The 22,503-nt window shown below is 64.9% G+C and carries 21 protein-coding genes; 8 read left to right on the forward strand and 13 right to left on the reverse strand.

What is annotated here, in order from left to right; genetic code table 11:
* Positions 1-114 precede the first annotated feature (114 nt).
* The 9 genes from ACIRG5_RS41285 to ACIRG5_RS41325 all read right to left on the reverse strand — a co-directional run bounded on the left by ACIRG5_RS41285 (position 115) and on the right by ACIRG5_RS41325 (position 8,870).
* The gene (locus ACIRG5_RS41285) at positions 115-3,573 is read right to left on the reverse strand and encodes a DEAD/DEAH box helicase (protein WP_402915648.1); all 3,459 of its coding nucleotides are present in this window, start codon (positions 3,571-3,573) and stop codon (positions 115-117) included.
* A 268-nt stretch (positions 3,574-3,841) separates the two neighbouring features.
* On the reverse strand, positions 3,842-4,429 hold the full coding sequence (locus ACIRG5_RS41290) for an ATP-binding protein (protein WP_402915651.1): 588 nt from the start codon (positions 4,427-4,429) through the stop codon (positions 3,842-3,844).
* Positions 4,417-4,773, reverse strand: a complete 357-nt coding sequence (locus ACIRG5_RS41295; protein ID WP_402915653.1) for a hypothetical protein — start codon at positions 4,771-4,773, stop codon at positions 4,417-4,419. Before ACIRG5_RS41295 ends, ACIRG5_RS41290 begins: the two co-directional genes overlap by 13 nt.
* Entirely contained in the window at positions 4,773-5,420 is a 648-nt protein-coding gene (gene tmk / locus ACIRG5_RS41300; RefSeq protein ID WP_402915656.1) for a dTMP kinase, read from the reverse strand. The genes ACIRG5_RS41295 and tmk overlap by 1 nt, the downstream gene beginning before the upstream one ends.
* Positions 5,398-5,976, reverse strand: a complete 579-nt coding sequence (locus tag ACIRG5_RS41305; RefSeq protein WP_402915659.1) for an exonuclease domain-containing protein — start codon at positions 5,974-5,976, stop codon at positions 5,398-5,400. The genes tmk and ACIRG5_RS41305 overlap by 23 nt, the downstream gene beginning before the upstream one ends.
* Entirely contained in the window at positions 5,973-7,118 is a 1,146-nt protein-coding gene (locus ACIRG5_RS41310; RefSeq protein WP_402916005.1) for a radical SAM protein, read from the reverse strand. The genes ACIRG5_RS41305 and ACIRG5_RS41310 overlap by 4 nt, the downstream gene beginning before the upstream one ends.
* Positions 7,119-7,253: 135 nt before the next feature.
* Positions 7,254-8,171 (reverse strand): helix-turn-helix domain-containing protein, encoded by a 918-nt coding sequence (locus ACIRG5_RS41315; RefSeq protein ID WP_402915662.1) that lies wholly within the window; start codon positions 8,169-8,171, stop codon positions 7,254-7,256.
* The gene (locus tag ACIRG5_RS41320) at positions 8,110-8,559 is read right to left on the reverse strand and encodes a DUF6879 family protein (RefSeq protein ID WP_402915665.1); all 450 of its coding nucleotides are present in this window, start codon (positions 8,557-8,559) and stop codon (positions 8,110-8,112) included. The genes ACIRG5_RS41315 and ACIRG5_RS41320 overlap by 62 nt, the downstream gene beginning before the upstream one ends.
* A 74-nt stretch (positions 8,560-8,633) precedes the next feature.
* Positions 8,634-8,870: a hypothetical protein gene (locus tag ACIRG5_RS41325; protein WP_402915668.1), complete on the reverse strand. Its 237-nt coding sequence runs from the start codon at positions 8,868-8,870 to the stop codon at positions 8,634-8,636.
* A gap of 265 nt (positions 8,871-9,135) precedes the next feature.
* Here ACIRG5_RS41325 and ACIRG5_RS41330 point away from each other — a divergent pair, with 265 nt between their 5' ends.
* The 4 genes from ACIRG5_RS41330 (at position 9,136) to ACIRG5_RS41345 (ending at position 11,998) form a co-directional block, all read left to right on the forward strand.
* Complete coding sequence (locus ACIRG5_RS41330; RefSeq protein WP_402915671.1) at positions 9,136-10,206, forward strand: hypothetical protein; 1,071 nt, start codon at positions 9,136-9,138, stop codon at positions 10,204-10,206.
* A gap of 140 nt (positions 10,207-10,346) precedes the next feature.
* The gene (locus ACIRG5_RS41335) at positions 10,347-10,970 is read left to right on the forward strand and encodes a NucA/NucB deoxyribonuclease domain-containing protein (RefSeq protein ID WP_402915673.1); all 624 of its coding nucleotides are present in this window, start codon (positions 10,347-10,349) and stop codon (positions 10,968-10,970) included.
* Positions 10,958-11,548, forward strand: coding sequence for a hypothetical protein (locus tag ACIRG5_RS41340; protein WP_402915675.1), 591 nt, complete (start codon positions 10,958-10,960; stop codon positions 11,546-11,548). Before ACIRG5_RS41335 ends, ACIRG5_RS41340 begins: the two co-directional genes overlap by 13 nt.
* A gap of 72 nt (positions 11,549-11,620) precedes the next feature.
* Positions 11,621-11,998, forward strand: coding sequence for a hypothetical protein (locus ACIRG5_RS41345; protein WP_402915678.1), 378 nt, complete (start codon positions 11,621-11,623; stop codon positions 11,996-11,998).
* A gap of 588 nt (positions 11,999-12,586) precedes the next feature.
* Here ACIRG5_RS41345 and tatA read toward each other — a convergent pair.
* The 3 genes from tatA to ACIRG5_RS41360 all read right to left on the reverse strand — a co-directional run bounded on the left by tatA (position 12,587) and on the right by ACIRG5_RS41360 (position 14,416).
* Positions 12,587-12,922: a Sec-independent protein translocase subunit TatA gene (gene tatA / locus ACIRG5_RS41350; protein WP_402915681.1), complete on the reverse strand. Its 336-nt coding sequence runs from the start codon at positions 12,920-12,922 to the stop codon at positions 12,587-12,589.
* 271 nt (positions 12,923-13,193) lie between these two features.
* Entirely contained in the window at positions 13,194-13,547 is a 354-nt protein-coding gene (locus ACIRG5_RS41355) for a phosphatase PAP2 family protein (RefSeq protein ID WP_402915684.1), read from the reverse strand.
* 635 nt (positions 13,548-14,182) lie between these two features.
* On the reverse strand, positions 14,183-14,416 hold the full coding sequence (locus tag ACIRG5_RS41360) for an ANTAR domain-containing protein (protein WP_402915687.1): 234 nt from the start codon (positions 14,414-14,416) through the stop codon (positions 14,183-14,185).
* A 312-nt stretch (positions 14,417-14,728) separates the two neighbouring features.
* Between ACIRG5_RS41360 and ACIRG5_RS41365 the strand changes: the two genes are divergently transcribed.
* The 4 genes from ACIRG5_RS41365 (at position 14,729) to ACIRG5_RS41380 (ending at position 19,141) form a co-directional block, all read left to right on the forward strand.
* Positions 14,729-14,941 (forward strand): hypothetical protein, encoded by a 213-nt coding sequence (locus tag ACIRG5_RS41365; protein ID WP_402915690.1) that lies wholly within the window; start codon positions 14,729-14,731, stop codon positions 14,939-14,941.
* 308 nt (positions 14,942-15,249) lie between these two features.
* Positions 15,250-16,089, forward strand: coding sequence for a hypothetical protein (locus ACIRG5_RS41370; protein WP_402915693.1), 840 nt, complete (start codon positions 15,250-15,252; stop codon positions 16,087-16,089).
* 809 nt (positions 16,090-16,898) lie between these two features.
* Positions 16,899-17,822 carry a hypothetical protein gene (locus ACIRG5_RS41375; RefSeq protein WP_402915696.1) on the forward strand — a complete coding sequence of 308 codons (924 nt, stop codon included), beginning with the start codon at positions 16,899-16,901 and terminating at the stop codon, positions 17,820-17,822.
* Positions 17,819-19,141 carry a hypothetical protein gene (locus tag ACIRG5_RS41380; RefSeq protein WP_402915698.1) on the forward strand — a complete coding sequence of 441 codons (1,323 nt, stop codon included), beginning with the start codon at positions 17,819-17,821 and terminating at the stop codon, positions 19,139-19,141. The genes ACIRG5_RS41375 and ACIRG5_RS41380 overlap by 4 nt, the downstream gene beginning before the upstream one ends.
* 259 nt (positions 19,142-19,400) lie before the next feature.
* Here the strand turns inward: ACIRG5_RS41380 and ACIRG5_RS41385 are convergent, their stop codons facing one another.
* The gene (locus ACIRG5_RS41385) at positions 19,401-22,235 is read right to left on the reverse strand and encodes an NACHT domain-containing protein (RefSeq protein ID WP_402915700.1); all 2,835 of its coding nucleotides are present in this window, start codon (positions 22,233-22,235) and stop codon (positions 19,401-19,403) included.
* Between the last annotated feature and the right edge of the window lie 268 nt (positions 22,236-22,503).

The following is a 22,503-nucleotide window of genomic DNA, read 5'->3' on the forward strand; positions in this document are numbered from 1 at the left end:
GATGATCTTACCAACAAACACCAGCAGTCGGGAACGGTTTCTCTAGGTCGGAAACCCGCTGAGTTCACGACGCGCTCACACCCGAACGCGACCTCCAGGGCCTCGGCTGGGCTGCTACCGCGTCACTCTGCCCAGGCCACGTCGCGCCGGTTTCGCGGTCATATCGCCTTCCTTGCCCGGCTCACTGATCTGCCGGTAGTCGGCGAGCCAGCCGGTGGCGCGATGGTCTCCGCGACGAGTGAACACCGCAGCGCCAGAAGCAGCGCCCGCGTCGGGGTCGTTGTCGCCGATGATCGGATAGTCGATCTCCGTGCTGGCCCTCGTGATCATGACTGGAGTGTGCGTGCGGCCCGTCCACGCCACCGCGGCGGCGCCCGCGATGCCGGTGATCGCGGCGTCGTGGCTTCTCGCCGTCAGCACAGCCGCGGTTGTCCGTTCTCGTAGCAGCGCGGTGTAGGCGGTCTGGTCGAGTTCGCAGTTGGCCGGTGGGCGGCCCGCTGCCCAGTCCGGGGCCCGTACGCCGCGGCTGATGGCCGAATTCCACATGCCTGGCACCAGTTCCTTCGCGCGTGCCCGTGTCGCCATCTGCTCGCACATCCAGAGCAGCCTGCCGGAGCCGCGGCCGGGGGAGCAGGTGCGCCAGCGCACCCGGCGGTCCAAGTCTGCGGAGACGATCGCGACCCACGGGTGCACGGTGCCGAGATATCCCTGTGCGGCGAGCCAGGCGAGGTAGCGCGGAGACTGCTCCAGCACGGGGTACAACGTGCCCATCGGAATGCCCGCAACCGCACGGCGGTCGTGCCTTCCGGCGAACAGTTGCGGAGAACGTGCGACCAGCAGCAGCGTCGCCCACGCGAGGTCGCCGCGCTGGACGGTCCCCGAAGCGCCGAGCCCCTGGACGGCTGTGGTGTCGGTGAGCTGGGAGCTGTGGCCGCGTGCCCGGATCGCGGTCGCCACGGCCGGCCGGTTGGCCTCGGCTACCGGGGCGTCGAGCAGTTCGGGCACGGTGACGCTGAGAACGCACGTCAGCGCTTCTTCGGCCATGTCGGCGTCGTCCGGGAGCGGGAGCATGCCGAACACCTGCCGCAGGCGCGCACCGACGTAGGTCGACACCATGAGCTGGGCGGTGAGCCTGCCGAGTTCGGTGGCCACCAGGACTGTGTCGCCGTCGCGGTCGTGCCGGGTGAGATAGTCCTTCTCCACCAGAAAGTCCAGCGCGTCGCGCACCGGTTCCACGTCATCGTCGCCCTGGGCGAACGCGAGCGTCTGACGCCACCACGCCTCTGCCTCGGGCACCGTCGTGATGCGGCCCTGCAGCACCTCGGCCAGGACGTGGTCGGCGAGGCTGTCGTAGATCTGCGAGTACACGGAGTAGCCCGCGATCAGCCGTTGCTGCCAGCTCGCGCGGTCGGTCTCGTCGGTGATCAGGTAGGCCCAGCCCTCGGTCTCTCCCGCGCCCACCCGTCCGGCGCGGCCGAACATCTGCATGACCGTCGCGGTGTCCATCGGCTCGGTGCCGATCTTCGTGTCGCGCACGACGACGGCACGGGCGGGCAGGTTGACGCCCGCGGCCACGGTGGTCGTCGCGACCAGCACGTCGGCTGCCCTGGTGCGGAACGCGTGCTCCGCGGCCCGTTTGCCCTCCCAGTCCGCGTAGTGCAGCCGTACCCCGACTTCCGCGCAGACGGTCTCCAGCTTGTCGAAGTCGGTCGGCCCGACGAGGTGTACGGGCGCGCCACGATCCGCGGCGATCGCCAGCGCCGTCGACCGCACCTTCGGCTTGGAACCGCAGAACACCAGCACGCTGCCGTTCTGGGCGGTGTGCCGGCCGACGAGGTCGGCGACGACCTGCTCGCGCATGCGGGACGCCTCGGCGTGACGGGAGGCCGCGGGCAGCATGGGCAGCTGCCAGGTCAGGCGTGAGGGCCGCCAGGTGGTGGCCACCAGCTCGCCTTGCAGCCAGTGCGCGACCTCCGGCGCGTTGGACACGGTGGCGGACAACCCGACGATCCGCACCGGGGAGTCGGTCCCGCGCACCCGCGCGAGCAATGCCTCCAGCAGCGCCCCTCGACCGGGGCTGCCGAGCAGGTGGATCTCGTCGACGACCATGCAGCCGACCTCGGCCAAGGCTGTCTGCAGGGATGACGCCCGGCAGATCGACTCGAACTTCTCCGTGGTCGCGACCCACAGATCGGCCTCGCGGACTCTCTCGACGTCCACTGTGTACTCGCCAGACAGCCGCTCGACCCTTAGTCCCTGGGCACGCCAGGTCTCCATCTCGCGATCGAGTTCGTCGGTCAGCGAGCGCTGCGGGACCAGCCAGGCGGCCTTGCGACCCTCTTCGAGGATGCTCTTGAGCGCCGCGAGCATGCCGATCACGGTCTTGCCAGCACCTGTCGGCGCGGTGACGACCACGTGCTCATCGCCGTCCACAATGGAGGGACAGGCTTCCGCTTGGCCGGGGTTGAGCGTGGGGTAGGGCAAGAAGCGCAACCAGTCGCGCGGCACGAGATCCTCCGCTGGAACCGGCTGGCGTGCCGCGGCCGGGTCGATCGGCGCGTGGAGATCCCACAGCAGCGCGAACGCGGCCAGCGCCGCCCGCGCGTACTCGCCGCCCAGCGGCGTGACCGGCTCCGCGACGAGACCCGCGACCGCGGACAACGACGGCGTGACGCGCAGCCCGCTCAGGGCACCGTCGGCTGGATCGACCGAGGTGATCCACTCCTCTTCGATCCAGTGCGCGACCGCGCGGAAGGCAATACCCGCCTCGCTCAACCGGCCTCGCAAGCCATCGAAATCAGGACTGTCCGGAAAGACGACGCGAATGTCGGTGCTCTCGGGCAACGGCGGCACCACGAACTGCGGATCAACCGTCTTGCACCACCAGAGCAACCGGTACTCAGCGATGGTCTCGCCCGCGGAAGGCGGCGCCGGGGCCTGGGCGTTGCCACGCTCTCCGGTGGCGCCGGTGTCGGCGAGGATTCGGCGGATCTTGGCCGCGGTGACCGTGGTCGACGTCCGCCGTGCCGGTGGCAGGGCCGGCGGGACTGCGGTGCCGGGCTCACGTTCGTCGATATCCGGGCGTTGCGGCTCTTCCGGCTCTTCGGCCGTGATGCGCGGAGCCACGGGCTGGGCCGCGCGCGGGGCGCGGGGAGCGGTCGGGGCTGGGCGATCGTGCGGGACGACTTCCGGTCGTGCCCGTTGCTCGACTACCAGTCGATTCAGACGTTGGTCGTCCTGCAGTCGCCGGGCCACCGCGTCCGGCTTCAGCTCGCCGAGAACAGCGCGTTGTGCGAGTTGGAGGTCACTGAGCTTGAACGAAGCCGGACACCCCGGGCACACCACAGCTGCCTGAAGCCGAGCCTTGCCCACGTTCCCGGCGACCCGGTAGAGACCGTGCAACTGGCCGGCACACACCGGACAGCGACGATCGATCGTGTGCGGCGAAAGCTGCCAGCCAGGCTCCGCATAGCGCGGGATCGCAGGCGAAGGCCTGACGCCCCAGAGACGCTGAGCGACACCCGCGACCGTGGTGTCGGTCGCAGCTCCATCATCAGGATCAGGCTCAGTCATGCACCAGCACCTGTAGCAAGTGGGAAAGGAGCACGATACAGACGTTCGCCGCGGACAGCGATCACCGAGAGCGTTAGGCGTGCGGGACGGTGGTGGCGAGCGGCCGGCACGGGTCGGAGTGCCTGATGGTTCTCCGACCGGGTCTGCTGCACCGATAGGTGGCATCTTGACCTACTCGTGCAGCAGACCCGTAGGTGTTTCTGGCAAAGCACCCTCTTGCCGCGGTGGTGAGGAGGGTGCGAGGGGGTGCTCATGAACCGGCGAGGAGTTACAGGTGCCGCAACCTGTGTCGAACTCGCCGGAGAAGTGCGGGATCTACGGTCGCCGCCGGCGGCTCTGTAGAACCTCGTGGCCAAGCGGGCGGCTTCGGGTCACGGAGAGGTAGGCCCGCCTCTGTTCGCCCGTACACCTCAAGCTCAGCCCAGTTCACGCGCCCTCGTGGACCGACTGCTGAACCCCAGCGGTTTGCGAGCGTGTTGACCAAGCAGAGGCCGCTGTCTTCCGGCACGTCAGGTTCGAGCTCAAGCGCGAGCGGCTCGCCATGTACGTCAGTCACCTCGAAGACGATGTGCCGCTTGTAGCCGAGCATCCGCAGGATGATTGGGTTCGGCACCGTGGCCTCGCCTGTCTGCTCTACGGAGAGCCTCATCAGCTCGACGGCGACGGACGCCACGTAGTCCTCGATGAACAACGCGCGCCAGCGTTTCAGCGTGTCGAAGATGAACATGCGCGCAACCGGCACAGCTGTGGGGAGTGCTACCAGCTCAAGGGTGTCGACGAACCGAGGCTTCTCGCGCATCCGGGGCACCTCGGCTTGAACAACCTGCTCCACGTGAACGGCCATCACCGCGTCCACAGCAAGCTCGACTTCGTGACCAAGGTGGGTGCACCTGATTCGCCCGGTTCAGGGAGGCCAAGAAGATCGGTTACAACCTCTTGGAGGTCAGCGCCGGACTTTTTCCACACACACCCGCCGCCGTAGTCGTCGGCCAGCAGCCGCACAGCGCTCACGTTGGTGCTGTCGAAGATGAAGAGCGCATCCGTGTACTGCTTCCGGCTCATGCTTGCCGCCAGGCCGATCATCCGGTGTGCGTCGTCCTCGATGACTCGGAAGTTCCACCCGGCACGCCTGACATCCACCAGCTGTTGTAGTTCCGGGTATCGCAACAGAGCGTCTTCTTCGGTGACGGGGGCGTTCATCAGCTCAGCACCTCGCTGTACGCGGGGAGCTGCGTGAGCTGGTGGCGGATCATCGCTGCGGACTGCTCGGGTGGACGGTTTGAGCAGTCCACCTTGAACAACTCGAAACCCGCGCCATGCAGAGTCTCTGCGGCCTGCTGGTAGAACTCCACTTCGGTGTAGCTGCTGCCCGGCGCGTGCTGGAAGCGGTTATGCGGACCGCGTTCAGCGAGACGGTTCGTGATCACTTCAGGGTCGGCTTCAAGGATGACCGCGAGGTCGGGCCGTGTGGCTTCGGCGTTGAGGTGCCACAGAAACTCCAGGGCCACGCCGTCGAAGCGCTGGATCACCAGGCCCGATGCGATGTAGCGATCGGAGATGACTGTGTGGCCGTTCTGTAGGAGCGGCAGGATTTCGTGTTCAACGTGGTGGTACCTGTCGGCCGCGTACAAGCAGGCGAGCGCGGGGCCTGTGACCGTCTCGGTCAGCTCTACGGCGAGCTTGCCGATAGGGCCGCCAGACGGCTCGGCGGTCAGGTGGACGTGTTCGCCCTCGGCTAGCAGCATCTGAGCGAGGTGGCGAACGATCGTGGTCTTCCCTGCGCCGCTTGGGCCATCGACGGTGATGAACAGGCCGCGCCCGCGGTCAGAAGAGAGCTGGCTCTTCATCGGAACCACCCCCTGCCGGTAGATCCCGTAGCTCTTCGAGGCTTCGCCGGCCTGCCAGGAGAACGAAGAGCCTTGCCGTCACGATCGCGTCATACTTGGCTCGGTGCGGCTTCTCCTCGCCGTCGAGGCCGCTGGCAAGCTCGTACTTCTCGACGAGCGCGCTGAGCTTGTAAGACGGGAGGCCAGGCAGCAGGCGCCTGGCGAGCTTGAGCGTGTCGAACACTTCCGGGCATTCCCAGTCGCCGAGCTTGCGCTGGATGACCCCAACATCCACGTGAGCGTTGTGGCCGATAAGAGCTGAAGCATCCAACGCCTTCAGCACGTCGGCTTCCACATAGGCGAACAGCGGAGCAGCAAGTACGTCATCGTTGCTGATGCCGTGGATCCTCTTCGCGAAGCCGGTGATGGGCTGATCGGGCTTCACCAGCCACGTCTTCGGCTCCCCGATGATGCCGTCAACGATCGGCACGGCGGCCAGCTCCACGAGGTCGGGCGGCTGGTGGCCGTTGCCCTCCACATCGACAACGACGTAGTTCAAAGAAGTCCAGTGCGTCATGCGTGGTTCTCCGTCCATCCGATCTCGGCGCGGCCATGCCGATTCTCGCGGTGCGGGTGATGCTCGTCGTGGATCTGGAAGCCGAGCGTGTGCTGAAGGAAGTAGCGGGGCTGCTCGGACTCCAGGCCACTGACGAGAGCTGCCCGGTCGGTGATGTCTATGACCTTGAGCGTGCGGGTGTCCGGCAACACGCTGGCGATTTGGTGCATTCCTTCAACGGTGGGCGTTCGGTGGGCGTTGGCGCACAGCTCCAGCTGCGAGAGCGGGCAGATGTCGCAGAGTTCCCGAATGCCGTAGTGGCCGTTGTAGTCGGGGAGACCATGTGCGTAGGAGACGGCGCACGAGGTCTTGCGGAACAAGGCCGACGAGTTGGAGAAGGCCTCAAGAACGCGCGCTTCAAGCTCCTCGGGCACGATCTTCCGCCGTGCAGTGCCCTGGTAGGGCTCAGGGAGCTTGTTGGCCTTGTAGTACGCGGCGATCTCGTCGCGGTAGAAGAGACCGGTGAAGACCGTGGCGTCGGCGTGCTTGCTCAGCTCATGCGCGGTGGCCAGGTGTTCATCGGTGTCGTTGAGCCCAGGAACGAGCGGACGCCAGTAGAGCACCGTGCGGTACCTGCGGATGCCCGGAGAACTCATGAGCTTCAACGAGTCGGCGGCAACGTGCGACGGGTAGGGCTCGATGGCCTTGTTGTCGATGCCGGAGTAGGTGAAGAGCAGCGTCACTTTGAGATGGCGAAGCTGGTTGAGTCGGTCGATGTCGTGCTCGTTCAGCTGGTGCCTGGTGATCACCAGCACGTGGTTCGTCAGCTCGCGCTCATCGAGGTCTTCGAGCACCGCGAAGGTGTGTGGGCGCACCTTGGGCAAGAAGGGCTCGGTAGCGCGGTTGAACACCTGGATCGGGGTGACGTGCGGCTGGAAGTAGCGGTGCCCCACCAGCTCCTGGACTGCCTGGGCATCGGTCATGAGCGCCACAGGCTGATTCTCGTCCCACAGGCCGTATGTGTGCCGGATGCAGTACCCGCACCCGAGCGAACAGCCTTGGATGTGGTTCAGGCTCAGGCCGCTCTTGCGGTACTCCACAACCTCCTGTGCACGCTTTGGAAGGCGGGAGATCCGTTCCTTGCCGAGCAAGGGAACAGGCATGATCACGTTGCTCTTCTCCAAGGTCAGCCGGGTGAGGGCTCATGGAGAGTAGGCAGGCGACTACAGCACGGAGAAGCAAGTTGCTCGTAGTTGCTCGCAACCTTGAAATTGATGCGGCGCGGAAGCAACTTGGCGCTACTCCTCCTCGGGGAGCTGCTGCGCCAGATCGTTGATCACGCGAGTGATGATCGCGGTGGCAGACCGCCCGTAACTGGCGACGGCCGCCAACTCGTTGAAGATGCTGCTGTAGAGCTCCAGCTCTTGAGGCTGGGCAAGGTTGAAGGCTGCCGAGTACGTCTCAACCAGCACCTTGTCTTCGTCATACAGCCAGAATCCATGCCAAGGGGAAGCGGTGTACTGCGTCTCGAAGCCGATGATCCCGAGCTTCACGTTGGGCAGCGACGACAGCGAGACCAGCCGGTCGAGTTGGCCGAGCATGACGGGTATCGAGCACAGGCGGAAACGAAGCGCCGCCTCAGTGAGAACGAAGTGGAAGCGCTTGTCCGGCCGGTAGAAGATGTCCTGACGCTTCATGCGGCCTTCAACGGCATCGTTGATGTCGTTGGGCAACTTGAGGACGCGGATGGCCTCGGCGAAGCGGGCACGGGCGTACTCGGAGGTCTGGAGGAACCCGGGAATAACGGTGGACTCGAAGACGCGGAAGAGCCGCGTCTTCTGGTCGAGTTCGGCGAGAGCGTTCTGCCGTGGCCGGACGCCACCCCGGAGGATGCGTTGCCACTCGGCCTGCTGGATCTCAAGCGTCTGGAGAGATGCCAGCAGCGCGGGCTTCTGATCCTCGCTGCCAGTCGCCTTCGTCCACGCCTCGATGTCGGCGACGGAAGGCTTCTGGTGGCCGTTTTCGATCTTGGAGACTTTTGAAGTTTGCCATGACAGCGGCTCCGCCAGCTGCTTGCCGGTCAGTCCGGCTTGTTCGCGCAGCTCACGGAGCCGTTTACCAAGCGCCACCTGCGCCTCATGAACGTTTGAGACGTTAGTGGCTTTGTTCCGTGGCAAAGTCATCCCGCCGTATCGCGTGGTGCCAGGCAGCGTCACGCCAGTAGTTGTGTTGAACGATCTCGGCTGGGTCCTCGATGAGCTCGCCACCAAGGAAGCCCATCTGGTCATCGAAGTGCATCCGAACCAGCTTGCGCGAGTCGAACAGCCAGTAGTCGTACCTCGGCAGGCCGCCGGCCAGGCCTCTTGGAAGGTAGCGAATATCCTCTCCGGCCCCGCCGGTGAACTGCGAGCACCACACCCCGAAGCGGCTGTAGTCCGTGAGCGGCGTCGTGACGACGCGTACCCGGCTAAAACGTCGGCCTTCCGCTGTGGCCTCGCCGAGCATGGTGAGCCAGCTCTGCATCCACGGCAGCTCGTCCGGTTCACCCGCCAGGAACTTGCGCAGCGACTCGTTCTCGTAGGAGGCGTCGTACTGGTCGAACACTTCCAGGCGGAAGGCCGTGTGCTCGAAGGTGTGGAAGAGCTTCCGAAACTCCGGGCCTGGCTTGATGAGCTCGGTCAGGACAGCCCCTTTTCCTGCGCGTAGCGGAGGGCGTACATCTTGAGGACATCCTCGGGAATCTCGATCAGGGTCTCGTGGTCGGGTACGGGGCCGACGTCGGCCAGCACCTGGGGGTCAGTCACCTTCCAACCCTGGGCGATGTAGGTGACGCGGTCCTCCCGGTCGGTGGCGAAGAGCGTCGGGGAGTTGTCGATCTGCGACTCGGGGTCTTTCCCGAGGAAGTGGGCACGCATCTGGGCTCCTGTTCGAGCAACTTGCGGGCTGTTGCTCGAACAGCGTGGCTGCGCGCCGCGTTGGCGTCAAGGCATCGGGTGGTGCGGTCGTCAGCGCACGGCGCGAAGACCCAGGTGAGCTAAGGCAATGCCAGGCAGACGCCTAAGGAAGCCGCCAGCGTCATGCTGTGGCTCACGGCCTTGCAGTGATGACGGCCTATCGGTGTGTTGTTCCACGACAAGGACCGCTGCCTTGATACTGTTCTTGTTTTGGCGAGGAGTGCCGGTGTCTGCTGACGGTCAAGAAACTTCTAACGAACCTACTTCAGGAGAACCTCGTCGTTCAATCTTCGCTTTCTATCACGATCCACCGATCTGGATAGAGACGAGCCCCGTTAGCCTGGAGCAGAATCCGCCTACGGTAAACTTTGATGCGTTCAACACCGAGGTGGCGCGCCGTACTATCGCGGGCGGTGTCCAGGTTCGCGTCTCTGTCGAAGGATTCTTCGTTTTTGACTTCCAAGCTTGGCCGCCTGGACACCGCCTCGAATGGGTTGATGGTACGCGTCCACCGAGTTTCGAGGCCATGGCCGATGCGGCAGTAAATCGAACGTATGTGATGAACGCCTTTAATGTCTTCTTTTACTCGCGTCTCATTGAAGCTGCGCATGCAACGACGGACAGAATGGTCGTCACTCCTGAGCTGCTGATATCGAGTGAGTCTCTCGATACCGAAGACGGGCAAAGCTTCGGAAATACGCGTGTCAGTCACCTGGCAATGTCCAGGTATGTGTCGACTTACAATCCAGTTCGCCCATACGGCTTCGATGACCGTATTCATCATCGCTTTCCGGTCGTTCCGAAAGCGGTTGTCGAGAGTGCGATCGATGATCTGTCAGACCTGATGGGGCGTGGCGAGAAGGAGGACATCTACCTGCTGGACCTCTTTCTTCGTGCCTCCAAGGCGTATCAGGATCACAACCACAGCCTCAGTGTAATTACCTACTGGGCTGTCATCGAGCGGCTGGTGAATGTGTTATGGCAGCAGATGCAGGCCGACAATAAGACACGCGACGGACAGGCGTTCATTGAGGGAGCTCGCAAGAAGCGCCTCGAAGATGGGCGAACCTTCTCTGCCTCCGTGATGACTGAGATACTTTCGCTCATGAGCTACCTCCCACTTGATGTATACAACGACCTGGCCGCAGTTCGAAAAGTGCGGAATAACTGGATGCATAGTCTCGCGCCAGTCACTGCTCAGGATGCCGAAAAGGCGAACAGCGTCTGCGAAAAGCTGCTAAAGCAGGTGAAGGGTTACGTAGTCAACGGTGCCAGTGGGCGACGTATTCACGGCTAATGAGCTGAAGCTTGAGGGGAGTGCTGCTGGTAGCGCGTCCTGTGGCAGATGGGTGAACCCGCTGATCAAAGGCTCCCGATAAATTCCGCTCCCTGCCACCTTGAGGTGTTGAACTTCTTCACCTCAGGGGGATGCACAGCGTGGGTAGCAAGACGGGCATCGGCGTGTTGCCGATCTTGGTTGTTGGTGGTGCGGTTGTTCTCCTCGGCCCGCAGTTGGTGCCGGGCTTCCCGGATCTCCTCGGCGATCTCGGCGGGCAAACCGCCACGGAGTACCAGGCGGCTCCGGGCACGAAGCCGAGGACCGACAAGTGCACCGCGGATCAGCTCCTGAAGCAGCGCCAGTGTGACGACGTGAAGGTCGTCCTCATCGACGCCGCCAAGATGCCGTTCATCGCCAGCAACATCATCGCGGCCTGGAGCGAGGGCAAGCCGTTTCTGATGCACAAGGACGCCCCCGGCACCGATGACGCCAAGCGCAGCGTCGTCTGCGGTTCATCCTTCAAGAAGCAGTTCGCTGAAGGCAGTTGCGATGAGTATGTCTTCGCGTCCACAGTGGAGGGTGGCCGGTGGGCAAACGTTCGCGTCCAAGAGGTGCCGCTGCGAGAGCAGAAGTGCCAGGGCGGCACGCTCCGCCAGGAGTATCGGCGCGCAGGCATCGTGGAAGGCTGCGCCTTCATCGTGGTGATTACCAACCCCGCTATGGTCGCTACCACGCCCTACGCCGGAGTGGACATCGCGAAGGATCAGTCATGCCAGAGCTGAGCGGGAAGTACGACTGGATCACCAACCTTGATGTGGTGCTCACCCTCTCCGTGGTGTCCGGCCGCACCGTGGAGGAAGTTGTTGGCATCTTCGGCGGCAACACAGCCGAGCCGCAGCTCATGACCACCATCGAGGCCGAAGACGCTCAGCTCGATGACGACCACGCCTACGTACAGGCGTTCGAGCACAAGAGCACTGCCATCCTGTTGGAGAACAACAGCTGGACGGGCACTGTGCCGGAGATCGCGCGCCGAGCATCAGCGAACGAGGCCCACTACATCGCGGTGCATTGGAACGTGAACGGTGCCTTCCAGGTGGTGGAGGCTATCGACGGCAAGATCATGGCGTTCTTCGACCCGATGCGCGTCGGGGAGAACGATCCGGGCGAAGTGCAGCCGGCCTGGCTCGATGACGTGAGCTTCCAGCCAGGGCACCACCGTACGGCGTGCCTCGCGTTGGTGGAGCGCCAAAGCGGCATCGTGTTCGAGCAGGAGTGGTTGGTGAAGAAGTTGCCGACCTTCCGCATCCCCGACGTCGATGAGTTGCTCCGCGGCGTGGAGGGCACTCAGACGCCGTAGCGCGTGAGCCGAGTGTTCTCGCAGGCTCCGCGGGTGCAGTAGCGTCTGCCCGATCGGACGAAAGCGGACCGTGTGAAAAGCAATTTCTTGTCGCTTCTCGGCGTGCTGTGCGTGGCGGCCGTTGGTGCGCTGGTCGCCGATGCGTTCACGACGCTCGCGCTGTTCGTCGTGCTGACTCCGCTGACCCTGCTCGTCACGGGGTATCTCGGGCTGAACATGGCGATGCTGAGCGACGGCTACCCGAAGTCGAAGGTCTCCTTCGCCGCGATCTACACGGCCATGTTCGGGCCCACGTTAGGCACGCTCGCCATCAACATCGGCGCTATGTTCCTCGCGCACGCCATGACCGGCCCGACGTTCTGGGTGCCACTCGCGGCGGCCGCCGCGAACGCCCTGTTCACGGTAGGGATCACCAGCCTCGCCGGTGTCGCTGTTGAGGCCTTCCGGTAGTCGCGGACGGAATCGCCGATAGTTACGTAACAATCGGTAACCAGGACGGCGTCAGTTCGCCATAAAGCGAACATCCGCATCTGCTATCGCATCCATGAGGTGACAAGTTGCGTCGCCCCCGCAGCGGCGGTTGGTCGAGATCGACCGAGACCTGTGCGTCGGTTCGCGACTGATCGCGGAGGCGTCCCGAACTGAGATGCAGGCGGGCGAGGCGCCACCGCCTCGCCCGCCGAGAGCGGCTGATGCGCGGGATTGCGTTGCTAGAGGCAGAGCTTCGGACTTTCGTCGCCTGTGCACAGTCGCGACACGAGCGTGATGGCGGGTGAGCCTAGGGAACCCCAGTCGGAAAGGATTTCACGGCGGCCCTGATGCGGATCGGCTGGTGGGTGACCAGCTGTTGATCGGGTGGTGAAGAGAAGTTCGTCAGCGCTCAGCCATGCTGTGTGTCCTGCGGGTACGCAGTCGAACGCTGGCATGAACGCCAACCGGGTCCGTCTGCTGGACGAGACAACGGACATGTTCCGGCCGGGTTCGCCGAGCGCGCGGCTGGCGTCGGCCGTCCCGGTGTCCGGCGAGTCCGGCTCGGCTTCAGCCCTCGTTCTTCTGCGGTTGGGTCTGCTGGGCGATGGCCAGTTGCCGCTGGAGGTCGTCGATCTGTTGCTGGATCCGACGCGCCTCGTGCTGGTGCTCGGCTGTGGCCGGTGAACCGGGCGGGGTCACCAGTGCCTGAGTCGCGGATCTCGTGAACTGAGCGGGCTGTGACACGTGCCCGTCGTCATCTGATTGCGTCCCCGAGGTCTCGGCCTTGAGGATCTTCGCCGACCTGCCCAGTGAACGGGCCATCTCGGGCAGCTTCTTGCTGCCGAACAGGAGGATGATCACCACCGCGATGATGAGCAGTTCGGTGGCTCCGAGGTTACCCACGTGACTTCTCCTCCGTTTGCCGGATCTGTCTGGATCCTGCCTGCCGACGACGCCTGCGGACGGTGCCTTCCACCCATGATTGCTCACGACAGGTAGGAGGGCTGTGAACAGCCGAAGTCCCGAGAACGGTTGGTAACACTCGGAAATCCGGCGAATCGGGACTACTCGGCTGTTCCCGGCAGCGACCGTCCAATTCGGACAGGAAGCCCAATGGGTGCGATGGCTTGGGCCCGCTCGTGGCCTCGTCAGTGGGCGCGGTCGTGGTCACATTTCACGTCGATGGGGTGGTTGATGGACGCTTGTGGCGCCAGGCGTCGAACGCCGCGGTCATCGCGACGACCCAGGCGGCGCCGAGGGCGTAGCCCGCCAGGACGTCGGAGACGTAGTGGACGGACAGCGCCACTCGGGACAGCCCGATGCCCAGCACCACGAGGACCGCGCCGCATGTGACGGCCCGGCGCCATGCACGGTTGAGGCCGTTCCAGAACAGAAGGAGCAGCAACGAGTAGGACACGACGGCGGATTGGGCGTGGCCGCTGGGGAAACTGGTGGTAGGCGGCTCGTTTCGCGAACCTTGTAGCCGATGTGACCGAGTTGCAGTTCTCCAGCAGTCCGCAGGCGGCATGGCTATGGGCGCCAGACGAAGCGACCGAGGAGCGCGTTCGGAAGCTCGTTGGCGGGCCGCCGTGGCTGTCGCGCTGGCCAAGAGCTTCCGCTCGTGACGCACGTCGACATCGCGTGATCGCCTACAAGGCGTGCCTGGCTCTCACTGAGGTCGGCTACACCTTCGCCTGGCACGAGTCGCAGGATCGGTTCAACCGCTATGGCTGGCCCTCGGAGTTGCCGGGAATGCCGCCGGAACCGCCTTGGCCGCCCGTGGTTAGTGCCCCCGTACCCGGAGGTGGATCTTCCAGCTAGCTCAGGATGAGGTGGCGGGAGGTTCGGTGGTGTGTCCGAAGACGAGTTCGTCGTGCCGTCGGCACAGGAGCCGAACCTTATGGCGGCGGCCGGGGAGTTTCTCCCCGGAAAATGCGGACATACCGCACATCCAGCAACGTCCGCTCGATAACACCGTCACCCGCTCCACTCCTACTGCGCCTTTCCTGCTGGGGCAGTGTCTCAGCGGTGAACGAGATCCGCGCGACGCCAGCGGGTGCTCTCTGGGCCCGTGTAACGCGGAGGCCCAGACTGTGCGATGCTCGGAACAGGTCCGGCCCGCACCCCCAGGCGCGCCGGACCGCCTTCGTATTTGATCAGCTTTCAGCTGAAGTCGGCCGTGTTGCCTGCGAACGGTCCGCCGAATCCAGTGCGACGGACTTCAGCCGGAAAGGCCTGCACGGCCTCGTCCTCCAGCCGCACGGCGGTGTCGCTGCCGGTGGCGACGACGATCGCGGCGACATCGCGCAGTTGGACGTTGGTGTGCTGGGAGATCTCCTGCAGCACGGTGAAGGCCTGGTCAGCGTCGTAGGGTCGCCGCCGTAGCAGCATATTCATGCCTTGGCCTGTTCGATGACCGGCTGGGGGCAGCGGTGTTGCACAGGTCCTGAAGCTCGGTGTCCGGGTCATGCGTGACCACGAGCTTGATCGCACCTCACGCGGCATCAGCGCACCACCGGTTCCAACTGCGGGCAGGGAAGGGTGAGTGCCGCCACGACCCTCGGGAACCGCCTCTTATGGGATCCGCCTGTGCCGGCATTCTCGCCCGTTGTCGCGTGGCGACGATGCTGGATATGTTGCGCTCATAGCCTTTCGGGTGAGGTGCGGAGCGGACGAACGTTGTGCTGTGCCATTGCGGCGCGGAGATGCATGATCTCGGCGTGCTGGGCGTGCTGGGCGTGCAACCGCGAGGACCTTGAACTGGCTGAGCTCGGCGACTTGCTGCTCGCGGTCGCGGAGTCGTGCGCGAAGCCGGGCGATGTCGTCCTTGAGCCGGACGATCTACACCGCTCGCGGATCGGGCAACTGCCCGTCGGCGTGCAGTTACGCCAGCTGGCGTTCGGCGCGGTCGGGCTGGCATAGCTGCTGGTCAACCGCCATCTCACGTCGACTCCGGGTGTCGCTGCGCAGGCGGAGCGGTCCACGCGGACCTCGCCCCCGGCAAAGATCGCTCTGCTCACTCCTGGGACGACGACGTGTCGTCCGCCTTTGCAGGTGGCGGGAAGGACGGCGATCGCCGTGCCGTCAGCGTGACGACTCGTCACGCTTAAGCTGTGCGCAAGCTGGTGGTGTGGGTGTAGTGTCACTCAAAGTAAGAGCGTGATCCTTCGAGTACGTTTGGTGAGCTGATGTCCCCTTCTTCTCGGTCTCTGACGACGAACTCCCGCGCGATGACCGCCAGCGAGATGATCCAGATGGCTTGCGCCTCAACGGATCCGATCAAGCGGGCACAGCTCCTTGCTGAAGCGCAACCTCAGCTCGCCTGGGCGCTTCGGTCCGCCGTCGAGGAGTGCGAGGAGGCCAACATGCCGTGGACCCAGATCGGTGACCGCATCGGCCTGCCCCGCGAGACGGTCTTCCGCCAGTGGTCGTCCGGCGGCCCCATCGTCACTGTCCGCGCGACGCAGGCGAAGAACACCGTCGCGCCTGCCAAAGAGCGGCCGTCGGCGGTGGACGCCGTCTACTCGTTCCAAGATGAGGATGACCGGTGGTGGGGGTCACGCGACGATGCCCCCTCTGGTGAGTTCGTCACCGCGATGCTGCCTTTCAACCCTGCCAACCCGCAGGCCAACCGGTTCGCCGGCCAGGTGTTGCGGGTGCGCGTCGGGCGCTGCGATCAGGACGTCTCGTTCAGCTCGGTCCAAGTCCGGCTGGCTGATGGGAGCGAGCGTCGGGTGCGGGTGACCCACGAGGTCATGAACCTTTTGTTCGAGGATGGAGAGACCCCACTGCGCCGGGCGTTGACCCAAGTGGTTCATGCGACCTTGGGCAACCCCGCAGTCGCGGCCGAATTCGCGCAGACCGTCCACCGTGCCGCGACCGCGCAGGCCCGGAGCGTGTCGGCCGCCGACGATGATCGGATCAGCGCCGCCGAGTTCATCGAGGCCGTCCTGGCGGTGGTCGAGGAGGCCCGCCTCAACCTCGACGGGCTCGACTTCTATGCGACCCAGGCGGTGCGGCGGCTGGAGCAGGTCGTCGAAGACTATGAGAACTGGCGGGTGGCGCGGTGAGTAGCGCTCGGAAGATGCGGGGAACAGTGCACAGCCTCTCGAACAAGCCGCCACTTAGCCACCAATACTGGAACCCTTCCGGTGGGGCAGGTCACTCTGACCACACCACCATCACCGCCGCCGGTTAGCCACCACGACTGGAACCCTTCTGGTGGGGCAGGTCACCACTGTCACCTACTTGTGCAGCAGACCCGATCCGTGTCAGGTCCTCGAAGCGATCACCGGTGTAGAGGGCGTCGTTGATCGTCTCGGCCCACTCGCGCTGCACGTGGCGTTGCGCCCGCTCTGATCGCCGAAGCCGCCGGTCCAAGTCACGAGGACATCTGGGACGAAGTTCAAGGGGCCAGCAGCAACCCGGACTGCTGCCGGTGCCTGGCGCAACGTGCTCCCGAGTTGGCCGATGTGTCCGCCGTCGGCATTGCTTAACAGCAGAAGCGCATGCGCGAAGCAGAGGAACGCCAGAACCGTGCGGGTCTTCGTGGTGAGCATTAGTGACTCCGAGGCGGTCTCCATGATCGCCTTGCTGACGAGTGGCGACGCCGGGCATCGACGTCGCGAAGCTTGCTCAGTCACCGGTGCGCAGAGCGCGGACCCCCTTTCGTGTGTGGTCCTCCATCCGCGGCGCCATGAGATCGAGGAGGTTCGAGCTGCCTCGGACCCTTCTCGCGAGCAGCTCTGGCCCCGAACGCCGCAGCTTCGAAGGCCGGAGAAGAATCTTTCGGATCGCGTGGGGGGAAACGCGACTGCGGCACCTAGAACAGGGTTAGACGGGCGGACACTTCCGCCGTCACTTGCCACGGGGAGAGGGCATGACGGAAGCACGACAACCGGGAGATCCCGCGGAGGATCACCAGGCCCCGGCCTGGTCGATGTTGTCCGACGAGGAGCTCGCCGAGGTCGTGGCCGAGGCGGTGACGAGCGAGGACGTCTCCCGTGCGGTGGCCGCGCTGCTCGGTCCGGACGCGGAGGCTGGGTCCGACAAGGACCGGATCGCGCAGATCGAGGTCGATCGGCGGATGGTCGACCTGCTGGCGTCGACCGGCTTCAGCGGCGAGAAGTTCGAGCGCGTGTTTCCTGCGCTGAGCGGCAGGTTGATCGCCTACGCCTACCCGATCATCAGGTTGTGGGTCCGTGACGGGTCGATCTTCGGTGAGTGCCTGAGGTACCGCGGGCGGATCGGTCCGGGCGCGACCGCGGCGGCCTTGGCCTGGACTGACGAGGAACGTCAGGAAGCCGTGATGGACACGCTGCTGCTTGCCGTCACCTTCTTCCTCGACTACGGGCTTCGCAAGGGCAAGTGGGACCACCGGCGTGGTGCAACCCTCGCCACCTACTTCGTCGGCGCCTGCGTGTGCAACTTCATCAAAGTGTGCAACGACCGTTGGAAGCAGCAGCAGTTGCAGGAGGCGTTCATCCACTCCGGTCCTCGTGACGCGCAGGACGGCGAGAACGTCGAGGACGCCGACCTCGTCAGCACCATCAAGGACCCGGGGATGGATCCCGCCGACATGGCGGTGCTGCGTGTCGAGGCGGTCAGCGCTCTGGAGAAGATCTCCGACCCGAAGGTCCGCCGCGTGCTCGCGCTGCGCGCCACGGGGATGACACAGGTCGCCGCTGCCGCCGAGGTCGGGATGACCGCCAAGGCCGTCGAACGCAGGCTTCACACCCAACGCCGAAAACTCCGGCCGCCGAACCCTTCCAGCGGTACCGAAGACGAGGGGAGTGCCTCATGACCATCAAGAGCAACGAGATCCGCCACCGCTTCCCACCCGCTTCCGGTGACGCCGACACCACGTTCGAGGACGCGTTCGCCCAGTTGCTCGAAAAGTCCAGCCTGGGCACCGCCAACGCGCGCGCGATCCAGGCCCTGAGCAGGCCGGACGTCGTCGAGCGAGTGCAGGACCGCATCGAACAGGAGTCCGGTGGGGAGGACACGGCGCCGGCGGATGGCGACGTTGACGACGTGCTCCTCGACCTGGTGCGATGCGCGACCGTCGCGGACGGGAGCGAGGAACCGGCCGAGGCCGTGTGCAGGCGGTCGGTCCCGCTCAAAGCCTCCTTCCTGGCACAGGGGTGTGAGAGCAGGGGCACCCTCGTCCGCATGGTCGTCTGGCTCGCGGAGGCGAAGGTCTTCGAGCACGTCCGGCGTGACGTCGCCCTGTCTATGTTCGAGATGGCGTCGCACAGTCACTTCGCCCCCGACGCGGTGCTGACTCACCTGGTGCACAACACTTTTCCTCGCGGCGACGTTCCGGTACCGGTGCTTGCGCGTTGGGCGATTCGCTGCAAGAGCCTCGAACTGTCGACGACCTCCGCCGCGGAGGTCAAGGAATGCCCCAGTGTTGCGAAAGTGGCGGACGACGAGAACGAAGAGCAAAACTGGACGGAGCTCAAATCTCCGCTAGAACTGTGGTCCGTCAACCGGACGCTGATCAGAACGGGGCGTCTCGACCCACGTCCGGTGAGGATGAATCACTGGCTCGATGAGCTCGTGGTCTCCATTGGGCACTTCGCCCTGTGCTGGCACGGAGTGAACAGTGATACCTGGACGCAGTCGACTGCGGGGCTGCCCGGCGCGGATGTCGCGGACTTCACGCCGCTCGCTGGCACCTTGCTGGGGCTGATGCACGAGGGGGCGCAAAGCAGCAGTGTGCTGGCCTCGGAAGTAGATCGGCGCTTCGGGCTTGCGGACGTCACCTATGCGGACGTTTGCGACGCCGTGCGAACGTTGCGCGAACGTGGTCTGGTTCACCTGGTCAACAGGAGCCGTGCGGAAAAGCGCTACGTGCTCACCCCTGCTGGAATGGGGGCTTTTCGGCAATGGTTGGTGGGCGCGCCAGGTGAGGATCGGGGAGCGGTGGTGCTGGGGTTGCTCAGCACCACGCCGTTCACCGAGGAGCAGCAGGACAGGCTCATCGTGCTTTCCAGAGTGCTGAGGATGGACGAGCATCAGACCCGCGCGTTGACGAAGTGGATGGCTGAGACTCTGGCGCCGATCAGCTCGACCTGCCGTCTCATCCTTTCCAATCTGATCAACGCGGGATGGCGGTGAGCAACCACAGCGGTCCTCGTGAACACGGCGACGAGTTCCCGGATCGCCCACGTCGGCCGTTGACACGTACTGGGACCGGCTCTGCGCGACGTAGGCCCCCCGCGCGTCACACGACACCGAAGGCAAGCCAGCGACGAGACTCGTGGCGCAGTGACCGGAAATGAGGACCGGACTGGACGAGGTCGAAGGTTCCCGCCGTAGGGCCATCTCGGTGGAAGCGTTGAGCACGTGCGCGTGACGGACTTTTGCGCGCGAAAGGCTAACTCGAGTGATGGCGAAGTTGTTGCCCGATCGGGGCGCGGTGAATGAAGGCGAGCACGTTCTCCCGCAGTGAGGCGACTAGAGCCGGTTCATGTGCGACGACGTGCTGCAGAGCCCCGTTGATGATGGCGGCGCTGGCGTGGTCGGCCAGCGCTGCTTCGACCGCGAGCCAGTCTTCGTGGTCGATGAGGATCTCGTGGCGGATCCTGGTGAGCGCCACGGCCGCACGACGTGTCGCGGCAAGCGTCTCTTCGGACGAGGGTGCGGTCTCGATCTCGGCCTCGAAGTCTTCCCAGCCGTCGGGCGGGGCAGGCTTCACCAGCACGCCGGGGTGCGGCCGCACCTTCGACAATCCCCGTGTCTGTCCGCGGGTACCGATCTCGTCGGCGACTGCCAGGACCAGATCCCGTACGGCCTCCGCGGCAGCACGCTCGTTCGCGGTGCCCGAGAGCGCGTCGCGCAAGCCGTTGGCGATGATGTTTCGCTGACTATCACCGCTGTCGGCGAAGCGGACCAGGGTTCGGGTGACGCCGAGCAGATCCTGCGGTTCCGGTTCGGACAGGACGCGCAGACCGTGCCGGATGAGCCTGTCGCGCCAGAGCGGAAGCGACCGTGCCATGCCGTCCTCGATGAGGTCCAGCGCCAGGCGGGGACCAACGGGCACCACGGTGCCCAGGCGCGCGTCCGCCTGTGCGTCAACGGATTCGACGAGTTCGACTACCGCTTGGTGCTGGTGGTCCTGCGGCGTTGAGAAGAGATGCCCCGCAGCGAAGATGATGGTGTTGCGCCAGTGCGGGCTGGGAGCCGCGATGCGCAGTCGCTGCGCCACGGAGTCCAAAGGGCCGGTCGAGAGGTACATCGAGGCCATGAGCTCCTGCAGCGACCGGACGTCGAAGCCATAGCCGGCGTCGCCGCGCGGTGCGATCAGCACCAGACGCTGAGTCGCGGCCGTGAGTATGCGATTCAACAGGTCCGCGTCGGTGCCAGACGGTTTGAAACCGGCGTCGTGCAGCACCTGCCATGTAGTGTCGCGCAGCTCGTCGTATGTCAGCGTGGCGAAGGAACGCTCGCCGGCCTCACTGCGCGCCTGCAGCTCGAACCCGACGCGCTCGTGGAGTCGCTGGATCTGCTGTCCGTGCTCCTGCAGGATCGGCCGGAGGCTGGAAGGCTTGTCGCGTTCCCGCTTGAAGACGGTGTTGTAGTAGTCCCAGAACAGGTTGAAGCGATCTGGGGCAAGGCGGCCGGCCGCGCCCAGGATGATCGTCATGATGAGAATCTGAAGAGGCGTGCGGAGCAGCAACTTCAGATTCTCGTCCTGTGCCGCGACGGCCAGCTGCCGGACGACCTTGTCGATCCGCTCGACATCGTTGCGCACGTGGACTCGAGTGGCCCGCTCGCCGTAGCGGACAGCTTCGTCAGGGTGGAGATAGTCCAGGTCGACGCGTTCGAACTGCGTCGGGGCGATGTTCTCGACGTAGCCGATCGGGCGGGTGGTGAGGACCACGAACAGATCGGAATCCTCGGCCTCGGCCGTGGTCACGAACTCGGTGACCCGCTGGATGAGCCGCTTGCGCACAGTAGGTTCAGTGACCTCGTCGAGCCCGTCGAGGACCAGGAACCAGGGCCAGCGTTTAAGCCACCACATCAGCGCCTGAGCACTGATCTTGCCCAGGTCGGAACGCTTCGAGACCTTCTCTGCGATGTAGTTGATCAGGGTCGCGTCCTCGACGAGCCCGTACTTCTCCGCATACTCGGCCAGATCGATCCTCATCGCCCAGCGCCGATGAACCGGCAGAGTGCGCTGAATGCGACCCAGCGCGGCTTGCGTGCCGCTGATCACGTTGCGGTGGTCGGAACTCAGGTCCGTCCCGCCGGCCAGCGTGGCGGCCCGATAGACCTGGACCAGGAACTTGGAGATGGTGGTCTTGCCGTTGCCGGGAGCGCCCGCGACGACGACGTGCCGAGGCCCGCGCCGGGTGGTGAGGCTCGGTTTCAGCAGCCGCTCGCCGTTGTCGAGGACATGGCGGAGAACACTCCCAGACTCCGGTCCGTCCGTCGCCGTCATCGGCAGATCGATCACGACGTCGTGCAGGGGAAAGCCGGTGCCATCACCGCTTCCAGCCTCGTCGAAGTAGATCATGCCGTCGCCGATGAGCGTGGTCCTGGCATGAGCCCTGAGCCCGGCTTCCAGGTCGTCCTTCGCCATGTAGCCCGTGAGCTCGGACATGTGGGTGAACACGTCCGCGGCCGTGAAGAAACCTGGAAACGCGAGTCGCACATCGCGGTTCGCAGCGAGCATGGGTTGAATCTGGTTGGCGTCCCAGATGCGCCAGTGGCGGATGCGGGACAACCGCGCGTACTTGGCCTTGCGTTCGGAGCCGTCACCGACGTCGTGGCTGGCGTCGTTCAGGCTGGCGATGTAGTCCCTGATCGCTTTGAGCGTCTGATCATGGCCACCTGAGACGGGCACCGGCGAGAGCGGCACGTTGGTGATGAAGACAAGACCCACGGGTATCGGGTGGCGTCCGCCCTGAGGATCCGCCCACTTTTCGAGTTCGGCACGGATCTGGCCTTGCAACCATCGAGCGTTGTCTCCGGGAAGTGCATCAAGTCGCTCTTTGTGCTTGACCTGGAAAACCGAGTACCCATCCCACACCTCGCCGGGTTGGTTCTCGTTGGGAGCCCAGTGCAGCGGGCCTAGGTGGTACAGGTCCCGTCCACCGTCCCGCCCAGTCCCCATCGCCTGGACACTGGGCCCGAACGTGGCCACGGCAAGCGCGCCGGCCAGGTCCTGAAACCCGGTCGGGCCCAGTTGCTCCAGGTCTGACGCCAAGTGAAGTTCCTTCGACGAGAACTGCGGAGTGACCGATGCTGATCATCCACGGGCCAGGGTAGTTGAAGGCCCTGCGCTACGACCTTCGGCACCGAACAGCAGGTTGGTGCCTCGCCCCGACCGGGCGAAGAGCACAGCTCGTGAGATGCAGTTGCCGCGCTGTCCAACGGAGGTCGAGGCCTTCTTCGGAGGCCAGTGGCGGCGGCATTGCCTCCTGTCGGTCGGTGATCTCGGTACGTGCCGCCGCCCTGGCCGAACCTCGGGGAGG

The organism is Lentzea sp. NPDC102401, from assembly GCF_044765805.1.
Taxonomy (GTDB): Bacteria; Actinomycetota; Actinomycetes; order Mycobacteriales; family Pseudonocardiaceae; genus Lentzea; species Lentzea sokolovensis.